This is a genomic window from Providencia sp. PROV130 (assembly GCF_028482225.1).
Lineage (GTDB): Bacteria > Pseudomonadota > Gammaproteobacteria > Enterobacterales > Enterobacteriaceae > Providencia > Providencia rettgeri.
Genome location: NZ_JAMPQC010000013.1, coordinates 1 through 16,773 on the forward strand (window position 1 = coordinate 1; position 16,773 = coordinate 16,773).

Consider the following 16,773-nt stretch of genomic DNA (forward strand, 5'->3'; position numbering starts at 1 on the left):
GTGTTTTTTTACATTTTTTTTCTAACTGCCTATTTACCACACAAAACGACTACTTTTTGATTCTTTTTAGTGCTTCTGGCAGTTCGGCAATACTATTAATAACAAGATCTGCATTATTGATAGCCTCATCTGTGACTGACTCACCACTTTTTACTAATACGGTCGTACCAACGTTAGCAGCTTTACCTGCTAACATATCAGCCAGTTTGTCACCGACCATAATCGATGAAGCCATATCTATCTTTAAAAAGTCTTGTGCATCTAATAGCATTCCAGGTTTTGGTTTACGACAATTACAGTCTTGTCGATATTCTTCTACTGTAGCTTCAGTATGATGAGGGCAAAAATAAATACCGTCTAAGTCAATACCGCGATCTGCTAATGACCAATCCATCCATTCTGTTAGTTGCATAAACTGGTCTTCTGTATAAATTCCCCGACCAATACCTGACTGGTTGGTTACAATAACTAATGCATAGCCCATCTTTTTTAATTCAAGCATTGCTTCAATTGACCCTTCGATAAATTCGAAATCATCAATTTTATGTACATAGCCATGATCGATATTAATTGTTCCATCTCTATCTAAAAAGACTGCTGGGATCCCGTTACTCACCTGTTTACTCCTAAAATTTAGTATTTTTTTAGTATCTCATGAAAAGAAATAAAAGGAGAATAGAATAAATAGAACAATCTTTATTGACTTAGACGTCTAGACGCCTTAACATCCAACCTTATTAGATACACTATCTAAAAACAATTCAGATAAAGTTAGAAACTATAAATGATAAAGCTCTCAAATATTAATAAAGTTTTCCAGCAAGGAAGCCGTAACATTCAAGCACTTACTGATATTAGCTTGCATGTGCCTGCTGGTCAGATCTATGGCGTTATTGGTGCTTCAGGTGCAGGTAAAAGTACGCTTATTCGTTGCGTAAATATGCTTGAGCGCCCAACTTCAGGCAAAGTTATTGTTGATGGGCAAAATTTAACGTCGATGACTGAAAAAACCTTGACGAGAGCACGTCGCGGCATTGGCATGATTTTTCAACATTTTAACTTGTTATCTTCACGCACTGTTTTTGATAACGTTGCTCTACCTTTAGAGCTTGATAATACGCCTAAAGAAAAAATTAAAGAGCGTGTGAATGAATTACTAGATTTAGTTGGTTTAAGTGAAAAGAAGGATGCTTATCCTGCGAATTTATCCGGTGGACAAAAACAACGTGTTGCTATAGCTCGCGCATTAGCTAATTCCCCTAAAGTATTGCTATGTGACGAAGCTACAAGTGCATTAGACCCCGCGACAACTCGTTCAATTTTAGAATTATTGAAAGATATTAACCGCCGATTAGGGCTAACTATCTTATTAATTACCCACGAAATGGATGTTGTAAAACGTATTTGTGATCAAGTAGCTGTAATAAGTGGTGGTCAATTAATCGAGCAAGACAAAGTGAGTGAAGTATTCTCTCACCCAAAAACACCTGTTGCTCAAGCATTTATACAATCAACATTAGTAATTGATATTCCGGATGATTATAAAGAACGATTGAAAACAGAACCAGGTCAAGACTCATCACCATTACTTAAGCTCGAATTTACAGGGCAGTCTGTTGATGCACCTTTAATTTCAATGGCTGTACGTAAGTTTGATATTGATATTAATATTTTAAGTTCACAAATTGACTACGCTGGCGGCGTGAAATTTGGTGTGATGCTAGCAGAGCTACATGGCATCAATGGTGGGGTTGAATCCACAATTGCATTTTTGAAAGAGCATCATGTGAAAGTAGAGGTTTTGGGTTATGTCTGAGAGAATGATTTATCTGCTGATTAACGGCACAATTGACACTATCACAATGACCTTTGTTTCCGGCTTTTTGGGTTTTGTTTTAGGTTTACCATTAGGTGTATTGCTCTATATTACACGCAAAGACCAAGTCATGGAGAATGTCGGGCTATATCGAGCTCTTGCAGTTGTAGTCAATATTTTCCGCTCAGTCCCCTTTATTATTTTACTGGTTTGGATTATTCCATTAACTTCGTTCCTTGTTGGGACGACTATTGGTTTAAAAGCGGCAATCGTCCCTTTAACCATTGGCGCGGCGCCATTTATCGCTCGTATGGTTGAAAATGCATTATTAGAAATTCCAAGTGGTTTAATTGAATCAGCTCGTGCAATGGGGGCGACTCCACTTCAGATTATTCGTAAGATTTTAATCCCTGAAGCATTGCCAAGTTTAATTAATGCAGCCACTATTACGTTAATTATGTTAGTCGGATATTCTGCAATGGGTGGTGCAGTTGGTGCCGGTGGTTTAGGCCAAATCGCACTACAATATGGTTATCAAACCTATAACCCTGTTGTGATGAATACCGTTATTGTTCTCCTCGTCATTTTAGTAAACCTAATTCAGTTTGGTGGCGAGTATTTAATGAAAAAAGTTTCACATCGATAGTTAGTAAAATAGCGGCGCCGTTGAGGTGCTTATAAAGTCCGTTTTAAAGGGGTAAACCAATGTCTATTAAATTAAAATCTATCGCAGTTGTCGGCGCGCTATTAGGCACACTTGTACTTACTGGTTGTGGTGAAAAAGAAAAAGATGCTAACAGTATTAAAGTTGGTGTGATCATGGGCAAAGAATTAGAAGTTGCTGAAGTCGCGCAAAAAGTTGCTAAAGAAAAATACGGTTTAAATGTTGAGCTTGTTTCATTTAATGACTTCGTTTTACCTAATGAAGCATTAAGTAAAGGCGATATCGATGCGAACGCATTCCAACACAAGCCTTATCTTGATCAGCAAATTAAAGACCGTAACTATAAATTAGTCCCTGTTGGAAATACTTTTATTTATCCAATTGCGGCTTACTCTAAAAAGATCAAGTCAGTTGATGAACTTGCAGATGGCTCACAAATTGCGTTACCAAATGACCCTACCAATTTAGGTCGCTCATTACTGTTATTACAACAACAAGGCTTAATTAAATTAAAAGATGGCACCGGTTTAATGCCAACGGTTTTAGATGTGGTTGAAAACCCGAAAGACCTGAAATTTGTTGAGTTAGAAGCGCCTCAATTGCCTCGAGCTTTAGATGACCAAAAAATTGCCTTAGCGATTATCAATACAACTTGGGCAAGTAGTGCTACACCTAAATTAACCCCAGCAAAAGATGGTTTATTTGTTGAAGATAAAGATTCTCCATACGTAAATATTATTGTTGCTCGTGAAGATAATAAAGATAGCGAGAATGTGAAAAAATTTATTCAAGCATATCAATCAGATGAAGTGGCAAATAAAGCTAACGAAGTCTTCGATGGTGGTGCAGTTAAAGGTTGGTAATCTTTTTTATTATTTAAAAAACGATTAAAATACTAGACGGCTTAACGCCGTCTAGTATTTTTTGTAATTTATAGACTATAAAACAACGGCATTATTTTGAATAATATAAGAAAGGTATAATTATGAGACTGTTATTGCTCACTTTGGTGACATTTTTGTTAGCCGGGTGTGGAATTAACCAATACACGAGTCCAGGGCAAAATAAAGGTTTCACTAGTATGAAATTGTCTAAACCTGTACCGAGTGAGACAAAACCAAACACTGCAAACGTTAAATTAATGAATAGTCCAGAAGAATTATTAGGGATGCCTTTCAAAGATTTAGGTGTTGTTTCTGGGGAATCTTGTCGAGAAAGTGTTCAAAGCCCTCCGGCAAATTTGAATACCGCAAAAAACAGTATGTTATCACAGGCTGCCTATATTGCGGCTGATGCCGTACTTTTACACCAGTGCCAAACTATGACCTCCCCAGGTTGTTACCAGGCAACTATTTGCGAAGGCAGTGCATTAAAAATTGTTGAATAAGTATCTTATGCAATCTTTTCAGTTTAATGTTATTGGGCACATTGAATCACCTTATAAAGAAAAGTTTGCGATCCCTCGCCAACCTGGACTTGTTCAGGGTGGTGCGGGACGCTTACATCTGCATTCTCCATATAACAATCCAAATGCAGTCCGAGGTCTCAATCAATTCAGCCATATTTGGGTTTTATTCGTTTTTCATCAAACGATGGGAAATGGCTGGAAACCGCTCGTTCGTCCTCCAAGATTAGGTGGCAATGATAAAATGGGGGTTTTCGCAACCCGTTCAACATTTAGACCGAATCCAATAGGTATGTCACTTATTGAATTACATGGAGCCACAATAGAAAACAACCAAGTGATCCTCGAGCTTGGCAGCCTTGATTTAGTTGATGGTACCCCTGTTATCGATATAAAGCCTTATTTACCTTTTGCAGAGGCTATACCAAATGCGGCTGCAGGCTATGCACAGGATACACCTTCAGATGATATGCAGGTTATATTCACCCCGCATGCAGAAACTGTATTAAATACTTATCAAAGTCAGTACCCGGGTATTAAACAATTTATTTCACAAGTTTTAATGCAAGACCCTCGCCCTGCATATAAAAAACAATCGACTGAAATACGTGACTATGCAGTCCATTTATTAGATTTTAATATTCGTTGGCGAGTAATTGATGGTGTGACTGAAGTATTCGCTATCGAACCATACGAAAAATCACCTTAACCCCTTTTGGCGAGCCCCAGTCACTGGTAGACTAACTCACTATATACTTTGGTAAGCAAGCCGCTTGCCATAACTTGTTGTTCTAATGGAACCTATACAATGCGTACTAGCAAATATCTGCTCTCAACTCTAAAAGAGACCCCTGCGGATGCAGAAGTTATCAGCCATCAACTGATGCTGCGTGCAGGAATGATCCGTAAACTTGCTTCTGGTCTGTATGACTGGTTACCCACTGGCGTACGTGTTCTGCGTAAAGTAGAAACTATTGTCCGTGAAGAAATGGAAAATGCAGGTGCTATCGAGGTATCTTTACCCGTAGTTCAACCCGCAGATTTATGGCAAGAAAGTGGACGTTGGGAACAGTATGGGCCTGAATTACTGCGGTTTGTTGACCGTGGGGAACGTCCGTTTGTTCTAGGTCCAACCCATGAAGAAGTGATCACCGATTTGGTGCGTAATGAAATCACCTCTTACAAGCAATTGCCTTTAAATTTATTCCAAATTCAAACTAAATTCCGTGATGAAGTTCGCCCACGTTTTGGTGTGATGCGTTCACGTGAATTTATTATGAAAGACGCATACTCTTTCCACACTAGCCAAGAATCATTGCAAGAAACCTACGATGCAATGTACGAAGCCTACAGCAAAATTTTCACGCGTATTGGCTTTGATTTCCGTGCTGTTCAAGCAGATACCGGCTCTATCGGGGGTAGCGCATCCCACGAATTCCAAGTATTAGCAAAAAATGGTGAAGATGATGTTATTTTCTCGACCGAATCTGATTACGCCGCTAACATCGAATTTGCAGAAGCATTAGCCCCAACAACGCCACGTGGTGCACCAACAGAAGAAATGCGCCTTGTTGATACGCCAAATGCAAAAACAATTGCAGAGCTTGTCGAACAATTCAATTTACCTGTTGAGAAAACTGTTAAGACATTGATTGTCCACGCGAAAAAAGATTCAGGGCACACTTTAGTCGCTTTATTAATTCGTGGCGACCATGAATTAAATGAAATCAAAGCAGAAAAACACCCTTTAGTGGCTAGCCCATTAGAATTTGCCACTGAAGCTGAAATCAGAAATGCGGTGAATGCAGGCCCAGGTTCTTTAGGCCCTGTCAATATGCCTCTACCGATTGTTATCGACCGTAGCGTTGCAGTAATGAGTGACTTTGGTGCTGGCGCAAATATTGATGGCAAACACTATTTCGGCATCAACTGGGAACGTGATTTAGCGCTACCAGAAGCTTTTGATTTACGTAACGTTGTTGAAGGCGACCCAAGCCCTGATGGTAAAGGCGTACTACAAATTAAACGCGGTATCGAAGTTGGCCACATTTTCCAATTAGGTACTAAATACTCAGAAGCAATGAAAGCGTCAGTCCAAAATGAAGATGGCCATAATCAAATCGCCACCATGGGTTGTTATGGTATTGGTGTAACGCGTATTGTGGCCGCTGCCATTGAACAAAGCCATGATGACCGAGGAATTATTTGGCCGGATGCAATTGCTCCGTTCCAAGTGGCTATTTTGCCAATGAATATGCACAAATCTTATCGTGTTAAAGAAGTTGCAGAAAAACTTTACGCTGACTTAAAAGCAAACGGTATTGATGTAATTTTCGATGACCGTAAAGAGCGCCCCGGTGTGATGTTTGCCGATATGGAGCTGATTGGTGTTCCATATACTATCGTTATTGGTGACCGTAACTTAGACAACAACCAAATTGAATATAAATCACGCCGAAGTGATGATAAAGAACTTGTTGGTTTAGAAAATATTGTTAGCTTCCTAAAAGGTAAGCTCGGTAAATAAAACAAGTTAAAAGTTAGAAAATAAAGCCCAAATTTAGGTTACTTTGAATTTGGGCTTTTTCTTTAGATGTCTCGGTACGAACCAATCTTAAAGCCATGTGCCAAAATTTGTGATTTTAAGTTTTCAGATGTTAAAACTTCCAATTCATTTAAACGTGGATATGCATAGTTACTTTTTAATAGTGCATTATCAATAAAAGCAGGATGGCTCATAACTTCAATAGAGCTATTACCTTGTACCTTAGCTTCATTAATAATTTTCAAAAATAGCGCTTCTGAAATTTCATCACCATAGAACTCGCTACTGAAACAGTCCGTACTCGCCACTTGATATGATAATGGTGGCCAATTTTTCTCTAATTGGCGATCAACGCGTAACGCGACTCCCTTCTCTTGGGCAAAAGCAACTACAATCGGAAAAATGCCTTCAATCATATGGACATGATGATGGCTATCAATATGGCTAGGTTTTTGACCAAAAATTTCGATAAATTTTTGATATTGCAGGTTTAGCTCTTGCTCAATCTCAATCAGTGGTAAGTCATTAATATCCCAAAGCCATTTCCCCAATATTCCATCACGACTGAGTATAGGCATTGATGAGAAAGGCTTCCCAGCCGTTAAAACAAAATGCATGCCCACCGCTAAGTTCGGATTTTCTTGGCTTAATTTAGCTGCATGGGATATTGCTGGCATATTCATCATCGCACTAGTTGAATGAACTATCCCATTACGATGAGATTCAATAATGCCATAATTGACAGCTTCACAGAGCCCAAAATCATCAGCATTTACAATAAGTAGTACAGCCATATGCTCTCCCTTAATTCTATAAGCTATCTGGCTAATTAACCTTCTTGCTCAAGCTGTTGTATTGCTTTAGCAAAGTTGGGTAGATATTTTTTATGGGCGATAAGTAATTCCTTAGAAATTAAACGCGCATCGTTATCAGAATGAATTAATGGGTTTAAATTCATCGCCAATAAAACATCATTAAACTGACCATTTACTGCAGCTTGGCTAGTCGCAATCTCAAAGTTTTTTAAGGTATAAATTAAACCAAGTACTTTATCATCAAAATGTTTTACCCGTGGGTGCGGTTTCGCACCATCACGACCTAATATACATGTCATTTCGACAGTCCAGTCTTCAGGAATATTATCGATATGTCCATGATGTGGAATATTAACATAGTGCTCCGTTTGCTTATCATTGTATATCGCATTGATGACTTCACAAGCTGCATCTGAATAATAAGCCCCACCTCTTAATTCAAGCTCTTTAGGCTTTACATCTAATGTCGGGTTTTTATATAGTTCAAATAGTTGATGTTCAACTTTTTGCACGACTTGTGCCCTAGCACCGCCTTTATAATACTCACCCAGCTCAATCGCTAGCATTTCCTTAGGTTTAAAATAGTACAATAAATAGGAACATGGGATCAGATTTAACCCGCGAATTAGACCTTCGTCAAAAGCAAGGTCAGTAATGTTTTTAACTGAATTGGCACTTAACGTTCCAGAGGCAATACCCTCTAATAATTCATTAAACCTCGATGAGCCATTTACAATAACATCTTTGATAAAAACCATATGGTTTAAACCAAATAAATCGATAGATAATTCATCACTATCAGATAGTTTTAAAACGTCGGTAATAAACATTTTCATACCGATAGGGATATTACAAACACCAATAAAACGTGTGAAATTCGTATGCCGATAAACAGCCTCAGTGACCATCCCTGCCGGATTGGTAAAATTAATGACCCAAGCATTCGGGCAAATCTCTTCAACATCTTTGATAATGTCAAAAATCACGGGTATTGTTCGTAACCCTTTGAATAAACCACCAGCACCATTAGTTTCTTGTCCCAAATAACCATGTTTTAAAGGGATTGATTCATCTAATTCACGCGCTTTTAATTGCCCAACTCTTAATTGAGTCGTGACGAAATCAGCATCTTTTAATGCTTCTCGCCTATCCAGTGTTTTAAATATCTTTAGAGGTATATTGGCATGCTTAACCATGCGTTCGCATAAATTATAGATAATATTTAATTTTTCTTTACCTTCTTCGACATCCACTAACCATAATTCAGTAATAGGTAATTCATGGTAACGTTTAATAAAACCTTCCAGTAATTCAGGAGTGTAGCTACTCCCCCCCCCAATAGTAACAACTTTTAATTTCTGAGTCATATTAACCTCGTGGACCTTTATAATAGACATAGAAAAGCACACCATCCCTATATATAAAGATGGGTATGCTAGAGATTTTAGAAATGGAAAGCTTATTTAGATAATAATTTAACCTACCATTTTTTGTTCAACGCTAAATAGATTTTTTCTGTAATCACTCGGTGTTAATGAAGTTAGCTCTTTAAATTTTTTTACAAATAAACTTGGGCTGCTATAACCTGATTCAAAAGCAATATCTGTAATTGAATAATTAGTTATTTCAAGTTGCTTTTTAGCAAAGTTAATTCTTATATCATTAATAATCTGCATTGGCGTTTTACCATAATATCTTTTTGTTGCCCGGGTTAAGTATTCTTGTGATTTTCCCGTTATTGAAATCATATTTTGTAGAGCACTCTCACTAAACATAGCGATATCATGCATTTCTTCCAATGTACTTTTTAACCACTGCGGTGCATCATCTCGCATACTTTTTTCACGATAATGGCGTAATCGATTTACTATATTAAATGTAACTAGCTCAATAAATTCATTAAATTCGCTATCACGAAAATTTAATGATGCGATCACGGACTCTATATAAGCCATAAACTCATTTTTCAATTGATAACCTTGTGATGCAACAAAACAACTTGGTAATAGTGGTAAATAATGTTTATCAAAAAATGATTTACTGATACCCACATTCAATATTCGTGTTGGTCCGAAATCATAAGCACTTTCGTGATGAGACCCTATAGGAAGAAAAATGAAATCTCCTCGTTCTAATAAAACTTTTTTTCCATTAATTATTTGATAACAACGACCCGTTAAAACGATCATATATTCATAATAATCATGTTGATGCAGTCCACTTGCACTCTCAACTTTATTATAAATAAAGACATGAAAGGTTTTATTATTAAAAAGTTCACTTTCTTGAACTAGTTTAATTTCAGCATTAGTGTCGGTTCTATTCATCAGTGTCTGCATCATGACCCTCTCTCTAATGGTTTAGTTTTTCATGTAATTCAATTAACTCTGTAATTAATTCACGGGCTAACATTGCGTTCATTAAATGATCTTGTGCATGAACTAGGACTAGGCTTACTTTGATTCGTCCCTCCCCCATATCACTTTCAATTAACTGGGTTTGCACTTTATGAGCTTCATTCAACGAGGAATGAGATTGCGCCATTAAACTTTTTGCGGTCACAAAATCACCTTCTTTCGCTTTTTTTAATGCGGTGTAAGCTAAGCTTCTTGCTTGCCCTGCATTAATAATCAGTCCCATGACAACTTCTTCAAGTTCATCCGTAGTGGCATTTTCTTGGATATCATTAAGCTCAAACATATTTTTATCTCTATTTTAATGGGAGGAGCAAGCTCCTCCCTATTTTAAAACTTAAGTGCGTTAGCAATATCTTCTTCACTTTCTTCTTCATCGATTGTGTTTTGTGCTTTATTCGAAATCACAACAAATGGAAGATAAACGAGTACGGCCACACCAAGGTTAAATAATGCAAGTAATAGGGCAGCAATACTACCATTAGTATTGAAGAATGCTGCTAACCCTGTCGGCATTGTCCATGGTGCAATATTCGTCACTGGCGGGATAATCCCTAGATAATAAGCCGCGACCATTATCCCCGCCAATAAAGGCTGAATAAGAATAAATGGAATAAACATTACTGGGTTCATAATAATGGGTAGGCCAAAAATAATCGGCTCATTAATTTGGAAAATACCCGCTGGTAATGCTAATTTCGCTACCTGACGATGGTCGGCACGGCGTGATGCAATAAAGATAGCAATAATTAATCCTAATGTAGCACCGGTTCCGCCTAAGAACACATAGGAATCAAGCATCGGTTTTGCCCACATATGGAAAGACTTACCTGCAGCAATCGCAGCGTCAACTGAGCCATATTCTGCATACAAAGACACGTTTTCCAATGCCCATGGTGTCATTATGCCACTATCTAACGCGGTTAATGCGAGAGAACCGTGAATACCAAAGAACCATAGTAGAGACGTAAAGAAAACATATGCCCAACCAACAACATTCCCCATAGAAGCTAGTGGTGTTGATACTGTATCCATAATAATTTGATGGAAGTTACTACTAATACCGCTTAATGCCCACGACACAATTCCCATAATGGATAAGATAATAAAACCAGGAATAAGTGCAGAGAATGAACGAGATACAGATGGAGGTACGCTATCGGGTAATCTGATCACCCAATCACGGCGAACAATGAAAGTGAACATTTCAGCAACAACTAACCCTAGAATGATCCCTGAAATGATATTTGCCCCACCGAGCCAATTAGCACCAACAGCATAAGCACCATTGACGTCATAAGGTGTTACTGTCATGAAAGATGCAACGGCTAACAAACCCGCTGCTAGAGGATCCACCTTACGCTCTTCCGCAAGTGCCATTGCAATAAAAAAAGGCGCCATTAAGGACATGATCCCCAATGTCCCGTTATAAACATTTCCACCGATGGCTTTAAAGCCATTTAGTGTTTCTATCGTTGATGGTTCTAGTCTAACTCCCAAAGAATAGAAAAAAGATCCTGTATCAAAACTCAGAAAAACATTATTAATTAACACAAACATTGCCCCAACTAGTGTCAGAGGCATAATTCGAATAAAACCATTCTTTATTGCATTAACATGAGGTTGCTTTCCCAATCTAACTGCGAATGGAAGAAGAACCTTTTCAAGCGAAGTGATAAAAAGACTCATAAAATTACCCTCAATTTTTTTGAGTGTGCTCCATTCTTAACTAATTACGTTGTATTAATAGCGTTAATGTCGATGGAGTTATTATGTTGTAGAGGTAGTAAATAGCTTTTTGATACTAACTTGCCGATTGTTGTTTTATGATTGCAACAGCGGCTTTTAGTACACCAAGCCCATCCACTTTTCCGTATAAAAGTGAATCAATAACTTCAACTGGCTTATTAGGTAATAATTTCTGAATATCCGATAACATCCACGCGATTTGCGGGCCCAGCAATATTACATCCGCATCTACACCTTTCTCTGAAGCTAAGCTTTCAGGGAAGGCTTCAATATTGACAGGTACATCATATTTTTCTGCTTGCTGTCTCATTTTGTTAACTAGCAGTGAGGTAGACATACCTGCAGAACAAAATAGATAAATATTTTTCTTATTCATTCCTTATCCTTTAATTCGTTCTATTTTTTATTACCGCTGTGACTTATAAATTTTCTTATAGACTTATCATATAGCTCAACCCTATATACTAAAGAATATAATTATCTCTAGTTGAATTGAGTATACTGCCTTCCCTGCATTTTCGATAATTCAAACTAAGCAGCAATTGTCTCCTATTGACCAACAGCTATGACGACCTTCACATTTATATAAATATTTTGCGTCAATAAAAAAGTTATACTGATGTCAAATAATGATAAGAAATGAATTAAAAGTAGAGAATACGAGGCGTTAGTCGATAATTTAGGAGCTCGAAAGAAAAAGACCCACTTCAACTGAAGTGGGTCTTTTTAAGAAAGGAAAAAGTACGAATTAGTTACAAGAAGCCGATTTATCAAATTTAATTGTACCTGTTGGTACTAATGCAGAGTCGAATTGACCATCTTCCATAGAAGGACGGATGGTATAATAACCTTCAATTTCAGCGTAGACTGGCGTACCACCATCTACACCCGTTTCTCCATACGCTTTTTCTAATTCGATACCAGAAGCTGCATATTGACGACCACTAGCGCACTCTGTAAATACAGCTGCATCTGCCATATAGCGGTATTGCCCCACTTTTTTACTTGGCTTAACTTGGTCTAATGTATAATTCATCTGTGTTTCAATCGGATTACCGTCTAAATCCAGTAAGGTCATTGATTGGCCATCTGCTGATTGGGCAAAATAAGTGCTCTCACCTTTAGGATTAGTTGCACGTAATTTATTATTTTCTATATTCCATTTACCAGTATCATGGAAAGCAGTATCGCCATCTTTCGTTCCTAAGTAGACAAGCTGTTCAACATAACTACCGTCTTGGTTAACTAGCAATGTCGCCTCAATACCAGAGCAATCTGCACAAGGTAAAATGCCTGTATATACTTTATCGACTGGCGCTGCATCAATATTTTTTGTCGCACTCTGACAGCCAGCTAACGTAATGCTTCCAACCGCCATTAAGACTAACATTAGTGATTTTTTCATTATAATTCCCTTAAAACCATGTGTTTTAACTTATTAACCAATATAAACATCATAGCATTTCATCTAATAAAAATATGGCAAACATAAGAAAATTCGGACATTACTGATAAAATACGTTATGCATTGATTTAGTGAATAAGAATTGTCTTTTTCCCAGTGCTGTGATTATAGTTATTAAAGTTACTGTGCTATTATCGTACTAAGCACATTTTTGCTTGGTACAACATGTTCAAGGCGGCAATAACCGCCACTAACACAGTGGTGAGGGAATATGTCTACAGATACTGAATATCAACCTATCAATTGTGATGATTACGAATATCTAGAAATCGCATGCCAACGTCAGCTAAAACTGCAAATAGCACTCAATGACGGCGTGAATATTGAGGGGCAAGCCAATGATTTACTCCTACGAAAAAAAGTTGAGTACCTGATTGTTGAGACACATGAAGGAACCAAGGAGTTAAGATTGGATTGCATAATTTCCTTCAGTCATCCAGAAATCGGCACGATTGTTGTCGACCACTCTCACTAATACTCACTATTTTGAGTCCTTCTATGGCCCCTTATGGTAATCACAGTCATAAGGGGCTTCTCATTGATTCAATACCTTAAATTCACTCTCTTTTTGCCAATCGATAGCAATACCAAGAGACGCTTCATCAACCATTCCTTCAGGGGTAATAAAACACCCCACCGCAGTAATGAGCTGGTCGTTATAATAAATTAGAGGCACTCTTTCTCTCATCCATGGAGCCACTCCTAATTCTTGCCAGATCTTCTTACTGCTTCTGGAACGATGCCGTCCTACAATATTGAGCGTGCCTTGCAGCCCAAAACGAACCGTCACATTTTCATGTGAAAATGGTGGACGTATTTGCCCCTCGCCTTCCATAACGTGTAAAATTCCTAAGGATTCAGGTAACTCAAAAACCTCAGGATAAATCCATTCAAACTGTTGATTAGCTAAGCTATTAATGCGCTTAACAACCCACAATGCATCTTGATAACGGCGAATTTCGAATTGCCCTAAACGGCAAATAGGGTCCGCATCCTGTCGAGCTAACGCCACTTCTTGCCAAATACGTTCCAATTGGTTAAATGGTGGCATTGGTAGCTGATGCAGACCAACCCAGCGGCGAATAAGTGCATTGCGTTTTGCTGATGAACAGGCTTTCAGGCCATCAATAAATAGCCCTCCCCGATAATCCATCATTTCATCAAGGGTATCTTTTAATAACTCATCAAGTAATGTTTCTTGCTCTGCACATAACGCTGCGCTGCGGGCAACTGCACTAGAAAAATGCGGCCAACGCTCAGTCAAAACAGGCATGATATTCAGGCGTAAAAAATTTCTATCGTAACGATCATCTTGGTTACTATCGTCCTCAACCCACGATAATTGCTGCTCTTGCATATAAGCTTCTAGCGCTATACGGGGTGTTGAGAGTAATGGTCTTAGCAGCGATGTTGAACCGCAACATGCTGAAAAGGTTAATTGTTCAGGCATTGAAGACAACCCTGCTGGCCCACTACCACGCTTTAACGCTAACATGAAAGTTTCTGCTTGATCATCAAGGTGTTGAGCCGTAACTAGCACCTCACCTTCTTGTAATTCTTCTCGGTAAGCCTGATAACGTGCATCTCGTGCTGCTGCCTCAATACCTTTTTGGCTTGAATCAACCACTACGTGTCGGCAAATGAAAGGAATGTCCCACTGTAAACATAATTGAGCACAATGCTGCTCCCATTCATTTGCTTTTCTATTCAATCCATGATGAATATGAATAGCGCGAACCTCTAATAAAGGAAGCTGTTGCTTTCGAATAAGATAAAGTGCATGTAATAAAACTGTTGAGTCAATGCCACCACTGAATCCTACTAGAATTTTTCCGATACCGCTTATTTTATTAAAAACTCTATCAACAATGACTTGCGAATGCTGCGCCATTTATTCGCCCTTCTCACAACTTCTGACTTTGGCTCTTTGCGCCAACACACAGAACACCAGAAATAATTACCAGTAATACCCCTATTGCATACGCAATTTCAAAAGCATCATTCAAGATTAACACTAACCAGAGCACCGATAATACGGGAGACAAAAATACCACAGAAGCTATTTTCGCCGAGTGCCCTGTATTCATCGCCTTGAACCATAAAATATAAGACACACCGTTGATTAAAATACCATTAATCAACGTTGGCCAAAAAGCGGCTTTTGAAGGTAATCGCATTTCACTAAACAGCATCAATAAGACAAAAGAAGTCAGCGTTGAAAAAATAAATAACCATACGGTACTAATATAAGGGTCAATCGAATATTGGCGAGAGAAAACTGACATTAGAGCAAAGCAAAATGCACCACTAAAAACCAGTAATAACGCCGTTGGGTTTTCAACATGTAATTGCGTAATTTGCCCTTTGGTAAAAGTAATAATCACCGCAATAAAACCGATTATGATACCAATTATTTGTCTTCCTGCTAATTTGTCTTTTAGCAATACTACTGATAACAAAATAATAACTAATGGCCAACTATATTGAATGACCAATACCGCGATACCATTCTCAATGGAATATCCGTAGTACAGCAACAAATAGAATAAACAGTCAAGAAAGCCAAGAACAAAGACTTTAACTAATATATCTCTTGGCAAAATAAACAGTTTTGTCAGTCGATAGCCTGAAGCAAGAGCAACAATAATCACAGATATCGCAGATATTACGTTCGACCAGAACAGGAATTGAAAGCTGTCCATGCCTTCTTGCCCGAAACGAGAGACAATAGGAATAAAGCTCCATATCAACACGCAAGTAAAAGCATACAGCAAATAATTATATTGTCGCACCCTAGTCCCTATCTATTGTTATTTTCAGCAGATGAATAATTTAAATCAAAACATTCTGTTATCATTAAAAATGACTAGCTTAAAAATAAAAAACGGGAGCTGGCAAAAGCAAACTCCCGTATTTATTAGTGATTAGCAGTTAGTAATTAACAATAACCATAGTCCATCAGGCGCTGATAGCGACGGTTTTTCAATGCTTCAGCATCTAATACTTCTAATTCATCTAAGTCCTCAGTTAGGCGTGCTTTTAGCTGTTCTGCAATTTCATCATAATTACGATGTGCACCGCCTAATGGCTCAGGAATAACATTATCAATTAATTTCAGTTCTTTAAGACGTGGTGCAGTAATTCCCATTGCTTCTGCTGCTAATGGTGCTTTATCCGCACTTTTCCATAGAATAGAAGCACAGCCTTCTGGTGAAATAACAGAATAAGTGCTGTATTGCAGCATATTGACTTTATCACCCACACCGATAGCAAGTGCACCACCAGAGCCACCTTCACCAATAACGGTACAAATGACTGGGACAGATAAACGTGACATTTCACGTAAATTACGTGCGATAGCCTCTGACTGACCACGCTCTTCAGCACCAACTCCGGGATAAGCACCAGGAGTATCAATAAAGGTGATAATAGGTAAGTTAAAACGCTCAGCCAGTTCCATCAGACGCAGTGCCTTACGGTAACCTTCTGGGGCTGGCATACCAAAATTACGACGGATTTTTTCTTTTGTCTCACGCCCTTTCTGATGCCCAATAATCATGACTGGACGACCATCCAAACGCGCCATTCCACCGACAATGGCTTTATCATCAGCATAAGCACGATCCCCTGCTAATTCTTGGAAATCAGTAAAAATGCGAGAAATATAATCCAATGTATATGGACGACGTGGGTGACGAGCGAGTTTAGCTATTTGCCAAGCTCCTAGATCAGAGAAAATTTTACGTGTCAGTTCAACACTTTTTTCACGTAAACGAGCAACCTCTTCATCTAGGTTGACTTCTAAGTTGTTATCTTGACGGCTAACCGCTGTTAGAGAATCAATTTTCGCCTCTAATTCCGCGATTGGCTGTTCAAAATCAAGAAAATCCAGACTCATAA

18 protein-coding genes are annotated in these 16,773 nt (G+C 38.3%); 7 read left to right on the forward strand and 11 right to left on the reverse strand.

The genetic code is table 11. From position 1 onward, the window contains the following. Window positions 1-49: 49 nt before the first annotated feature. The gene (gene gmhB / locus PSF28_RS08820; protein ID WP_210836213.1) at window positions 50-616 is read right to left on the reverse strand and encodes a D-glycero-beta-D-manno-heptose 1,7-bisphosphate 7-phosphatase; all 567 of its coding nucleotides are present in this window, start codon (window positions 614-616) and stop codon (window positions 50-52) included. Window positions 617-784: 168 nt separating this feature from the next. Between gmhB and metN the strand changes: the two genes are divergently transcribed. The 6 genes from metN to proS all read left to right on the forward strand — a co-directional run bounded on the left by metN (window position 785) and on the right by proS (window position 6,412). Continuing rightward, the gene (gene metN, locus PSF28_RS08825) at window positions 785-1,816 is read left to right on the forward strand and encodes a methionine ABC transporter ATP-binding protein MetN (RefSeq protein WP_272684949.1); all 1,032 of its coding nucleotides are present in this window, start codon (window positions 785-787) and stop codon (window positions 1,814-1,816) included. Beyond that, window positions 1,809-2,462, forward strand: a complete 654-nt coding sequence (metI, locus tag PSF28_RS08830) for a methionine ABC transporter permease MetI (RefSeq protein ID WP_004257375.1) — start codon at window positions 1,809-1,811, stop codon at window positions 2,460-2,462. The genes metN and metI overlap by 8 nt, the downstream gene beginning before the upstream one ends. Before the next feature lie 59 nt (window positions 2,463-2,521). Further along, complete coding sequence (locus PSF28_RS08835; protein WP_004257378.1) at window positions 2,522-3,343, forward strand: MetQ/NlpA family lipoprotein; 822 nt, start codon at window positions 2,522-2,524, stop codon at window positions 3,341-3,343. A 122-nt stretch (window positions 3,344-3,465) separates the two neighbouring features. Next, window positions 3,466-3,867 carry an Rcs stress response system protein RcsF gene (gene rcsF / locus PSF28_RS08840; protein ID WP_004908829.1) on the forward strand — a complete coding sequence of 134 codons (402 nt, stop codon included), beginning with the start codon at window positions 3,466-3,468 and terminating at the stop codon, window positions 3,865-3,867. Window positions 3,868-3,874: 7 nt separating this feature from the next. Continuing rightward, window positions 3,875-4,594: a tRNA (N6-threonylcarbamoyladenosine(37)-N6)-methyltransferase TrmO gene (gene tsaA, locus PSF28_RS08845; protein ID WP_210836205.1), complete on the forward strand. Its 720-nt coding sequence runs from the start codon at window positions 3,875-3,877 to the stop codon at window positions 4,592-4,594. A gap of 99 nt (window positions 4,595-4,693) precedes the next feature. Beyond that, on the forward strand, window positions 4,694-6,412 hold the full coding sequence (gene proS / locus PSF28_RS08850; protein ID WP_272684950.1) for a proline--tRNA ligase: 1,719 nt from the start codon (window positions 4,694-4,696) through the stop codon (window positions 6,410-6,412). 62 nt (window positions 6,413-6,474) lie between these two features. Here proS and chbG read toward each other — a convergent pair whose 3' ends face one another. The 7 genes from chbG to nlpE form a co-directional block, all read right to left on the reverse strand. After that, entirely contained in the window at window positions 6,475-7,224 is a 750-nt protein-coding gene (gene chbG / locus PSF28_RS08855) for a chitin disaccharide deacetylase (RefSeq protein WP_210836203.1), read from the reverse strand. A gap of 35 nt (window positions 7,225-7,259) precedes the next feature. Further along, a complete protein-coding gene (locus tag PSF28_RS08860; protein WP_210836202.1) occupies window positions 7,260-8,612 on the reverse strand; it encodes a 6-phospho-beta-glucosidase in 1,353 nt (450 codons plus the stop codon). A gap of 108 nt (window positions 8,613-8,720) precedes the next feature. Beyond that, on the reverse strand, window positions 8,721-9,587 hold the full coding sequence (gene chbR, locus PSF28_RS08865; protein WP_210836201.1) for a transcriptional regulator ChbR: 867 nt from the start codon (window positions 9,585-9,587) through the stop codon (window positions 8,721-8,723). Between the two features lie 10 nt (window positions 9,588-9,597). Next, window positions 9,598-9,945: a PTS N,N'-diacetylchitobiose transporter subunit IIA gene (gene chbA, locus PSF28_RS08870; RefSeq protein ID WP_004908815.1), complete on the reverse strand. Its 348-nt coding sequence runs from the start codon at window positions 9,943-9,945 to the stop codon at window positions 9,598-9,600. A 44-nt stretch (window positions 9,946-9,989) separates the two neighbouring features. Continuing rightward, window positions 9,990-11,348, reverse strand: a complete 1,359-nt coding sequence (gene chbC, locus PSF28_RS08875; RefSeq protein WP_272684951.1) for a PTS N,N'-diacetylchitobiose transporter subunit IIC — start codon at window positions 11,346-11,348, stop codon at window positions 9,990-9,992. A gap of 115 nt (window positions 11,349-11,463) precedes the next feature. Further along, window positions 11,464-11,784 carry a PTS sugar transporter subunit IIB gene (locus PSF28_RS08880; protein ID WP_115167775.1) on the reverse strand — a complete coding sequence of 107 codons (321 nt, stop codon included), beginning with the start codon at window positions 11,782-11,784 and terminating at the stop codon, window positions 11,464-11,466. Between the two features lie 372 nt (window positions 11,785-12,156). Next, the gene (gene nlpE / locus PSF28_RS08885; protein WP_210836198.1) at window positions 12,157-12,813 is read right to left on the reverse strand and encodes an envelope stress response activation lipoprotein NlpE; all 657 of its coding nucleotides are present in this window, start codon (window positions 12,811-12,813) and stop codon (window positions 12,157-12,159) included. 271 nt (window positions 12,814-13,084) lie between these two features. Between nlpE and rof the strand changes: the two genes are divergently transcribed. Continuing rightward, window positions 13,085-13,348, forward strand: a complete 264-nt coding sequence (rof, locus tag PSF28_RS08890) for a Rho-binding antiterminator (protein ID WP_004908806.1) — start codon at window positions 13,085-13,087, stop codon at window positions 13,346-13,348. Window positions 13,349-13,408: 60 nt separating this feature from the next. On the opposite strand, the gene tilS is transcribed toward rof, so the two are convergent. The 3 genes from tilS to accA form a co-directional block, all read right to left on the reverse strand. Continuing rightward, window positions 13,409-14,764, reverse strand: coding sequence for a tRNA lysidine(34) synthetase TilS (gene tilS / locus PSF28_RS08895; RefSeq protein WP_272664244.1), 1,356 nt, complete (start codon window positions 14,762-14,764; stop codon window positions 13,409-13,411). A 13-nt stretch (window positions 14,765-14,777) separates the two neighbouring features. Continuing rightward, the gene (locus PSF28_RS08900) at window positions 14,778-15,665 is read right to left on the reverse strand and encodes a DMT family transporter (RefSeq protein WP_042851536.1); all 888 of its coding nucleotides are present in this window, start codon (window positions 15,663-15,665) and stop codon (window positions 14,778-14,780) included. Window positions 15,666-15,811: 146 nt separating this feature from the next. After that, the gene (accA, locus tag PSF28_RS08905; RefSeq protein ID WP_166264467.1) at window positions 15,812-16,771 is read right to left on the reverse strand and encodes an acetyl-CoA carboxylase carboxyl transferase subunit alpha; all 960 of its coding nucleotides are present in this window, start codon (window positions 16,769-16,771) and stop codon (window positions 15,812-15,814) included. Between the last annotated feature and the right edge of the window lie 2 nt (window positions 16,772-16,773).

Bases quoted from the DNA above. Each gene is read 5' to 3' on its own strand.
- rcsF (WP_004908829.1), top strand. From the start codon at position 3,466: ATGAGACTGTTATTGCTCACTTTGGTGACATTTTTGTTAGCCGGGTGT.
- tilS (WP_272664244.1), bottom strand. From the start codon at position 14,764: ATGGCGCAGCATTCGCAAGTCATTGTTGATAGAGTTTTTAATAAAATA.
- PSF28_RS08860 (WP_210836202.1), bottom strand. From the start codon at position 8,612: ATGACTCAGAAATTAAAAGTTGTTACTATTGGGGGGGGGAGTAGCTAC.
- chbA (WP_004908815.1), bottom strand. From the start codon at position 9,945: ATGTTTGAGCTTAATGATATCCAAGAAAATGCCACTACGGATGAACTT.
- tsaA (WP_210836205.1), top strand. From the start codon at position 3,875: ATGCAATCTTTTCAGTTTAATGTTATTGGGCACATTGAATCACCTTAT.
- chbR (WP_210836201.1), bottom strand. From the start codon at position 9,587: ATGATGCAGACACTGATGAATAGAACCGACACTAATGCTGAAATTAAA.
- nlpE (WP_210836198.1), bottom strand. From the start codon at position 12,813: ATGAAAAAATCACTAATGTTAGTCTTAATGGCGGTTGGAAGCATTACG.
- metI (WP_004257375.1), top strand. From the start codon at position 1,809: ATGTCTGAGAGAATGATTTATCTGCTGATTAACGGCACAATTGACACT.
- PSF28_RS08835 (WP_004257378.1), top strand. From the start codon at position 2,522: ATGTCTATTAAATTAAAATCTATCGCAGTTGTCGGCGCGCTATTAGGC.
- chbG (WP_210836203.1), bottom strand. From the start codon at position 7,224: ATGGCTGTACTACTTATTGTAAATGCTGATGATTTTGGGCTCTGTGAA.
- PSF28_RS08880 (WP_115167775.1), bottom strand. From the start codon at position 11,784: ATGAATAAGAAAAATATTTATCTATTTTGTTCTGCAGGTATGTCTACC.
- metN (WP_272684949.1), top strand. From the start codon at position 785: ATGATAAAGCTCTCAAATATTAATAAAGTTTTCCAGCAAGGAAGCCGT.
- rof (WP_004908806.1), top strand. From the start codon at position 13,085: ATGTCTACAGATACTGAATATCAACCTATCAATTGTGATGATTACGAA.
- proS (WP_272684950.1), top strand. From the start codon at position 4,694: ATGCGTACTAGCAAATATCTGCTCTCAACTCTAAAAGAGACCCCTGCG.
- chbC (WP_272684951.1), bottom strand. From the start codon at position 11,348: ATGAGTCTTTTTATCACTTCGCTTGAAAAGGTTCTTCTTCCATTCGCA.
- accA (WP_166264467.1), bottom strand. From the start codon at position 16,771: ATGAGTCTGGATTTTCTTGATTTTGAACAGCCAATCGCGGAATTAGAG.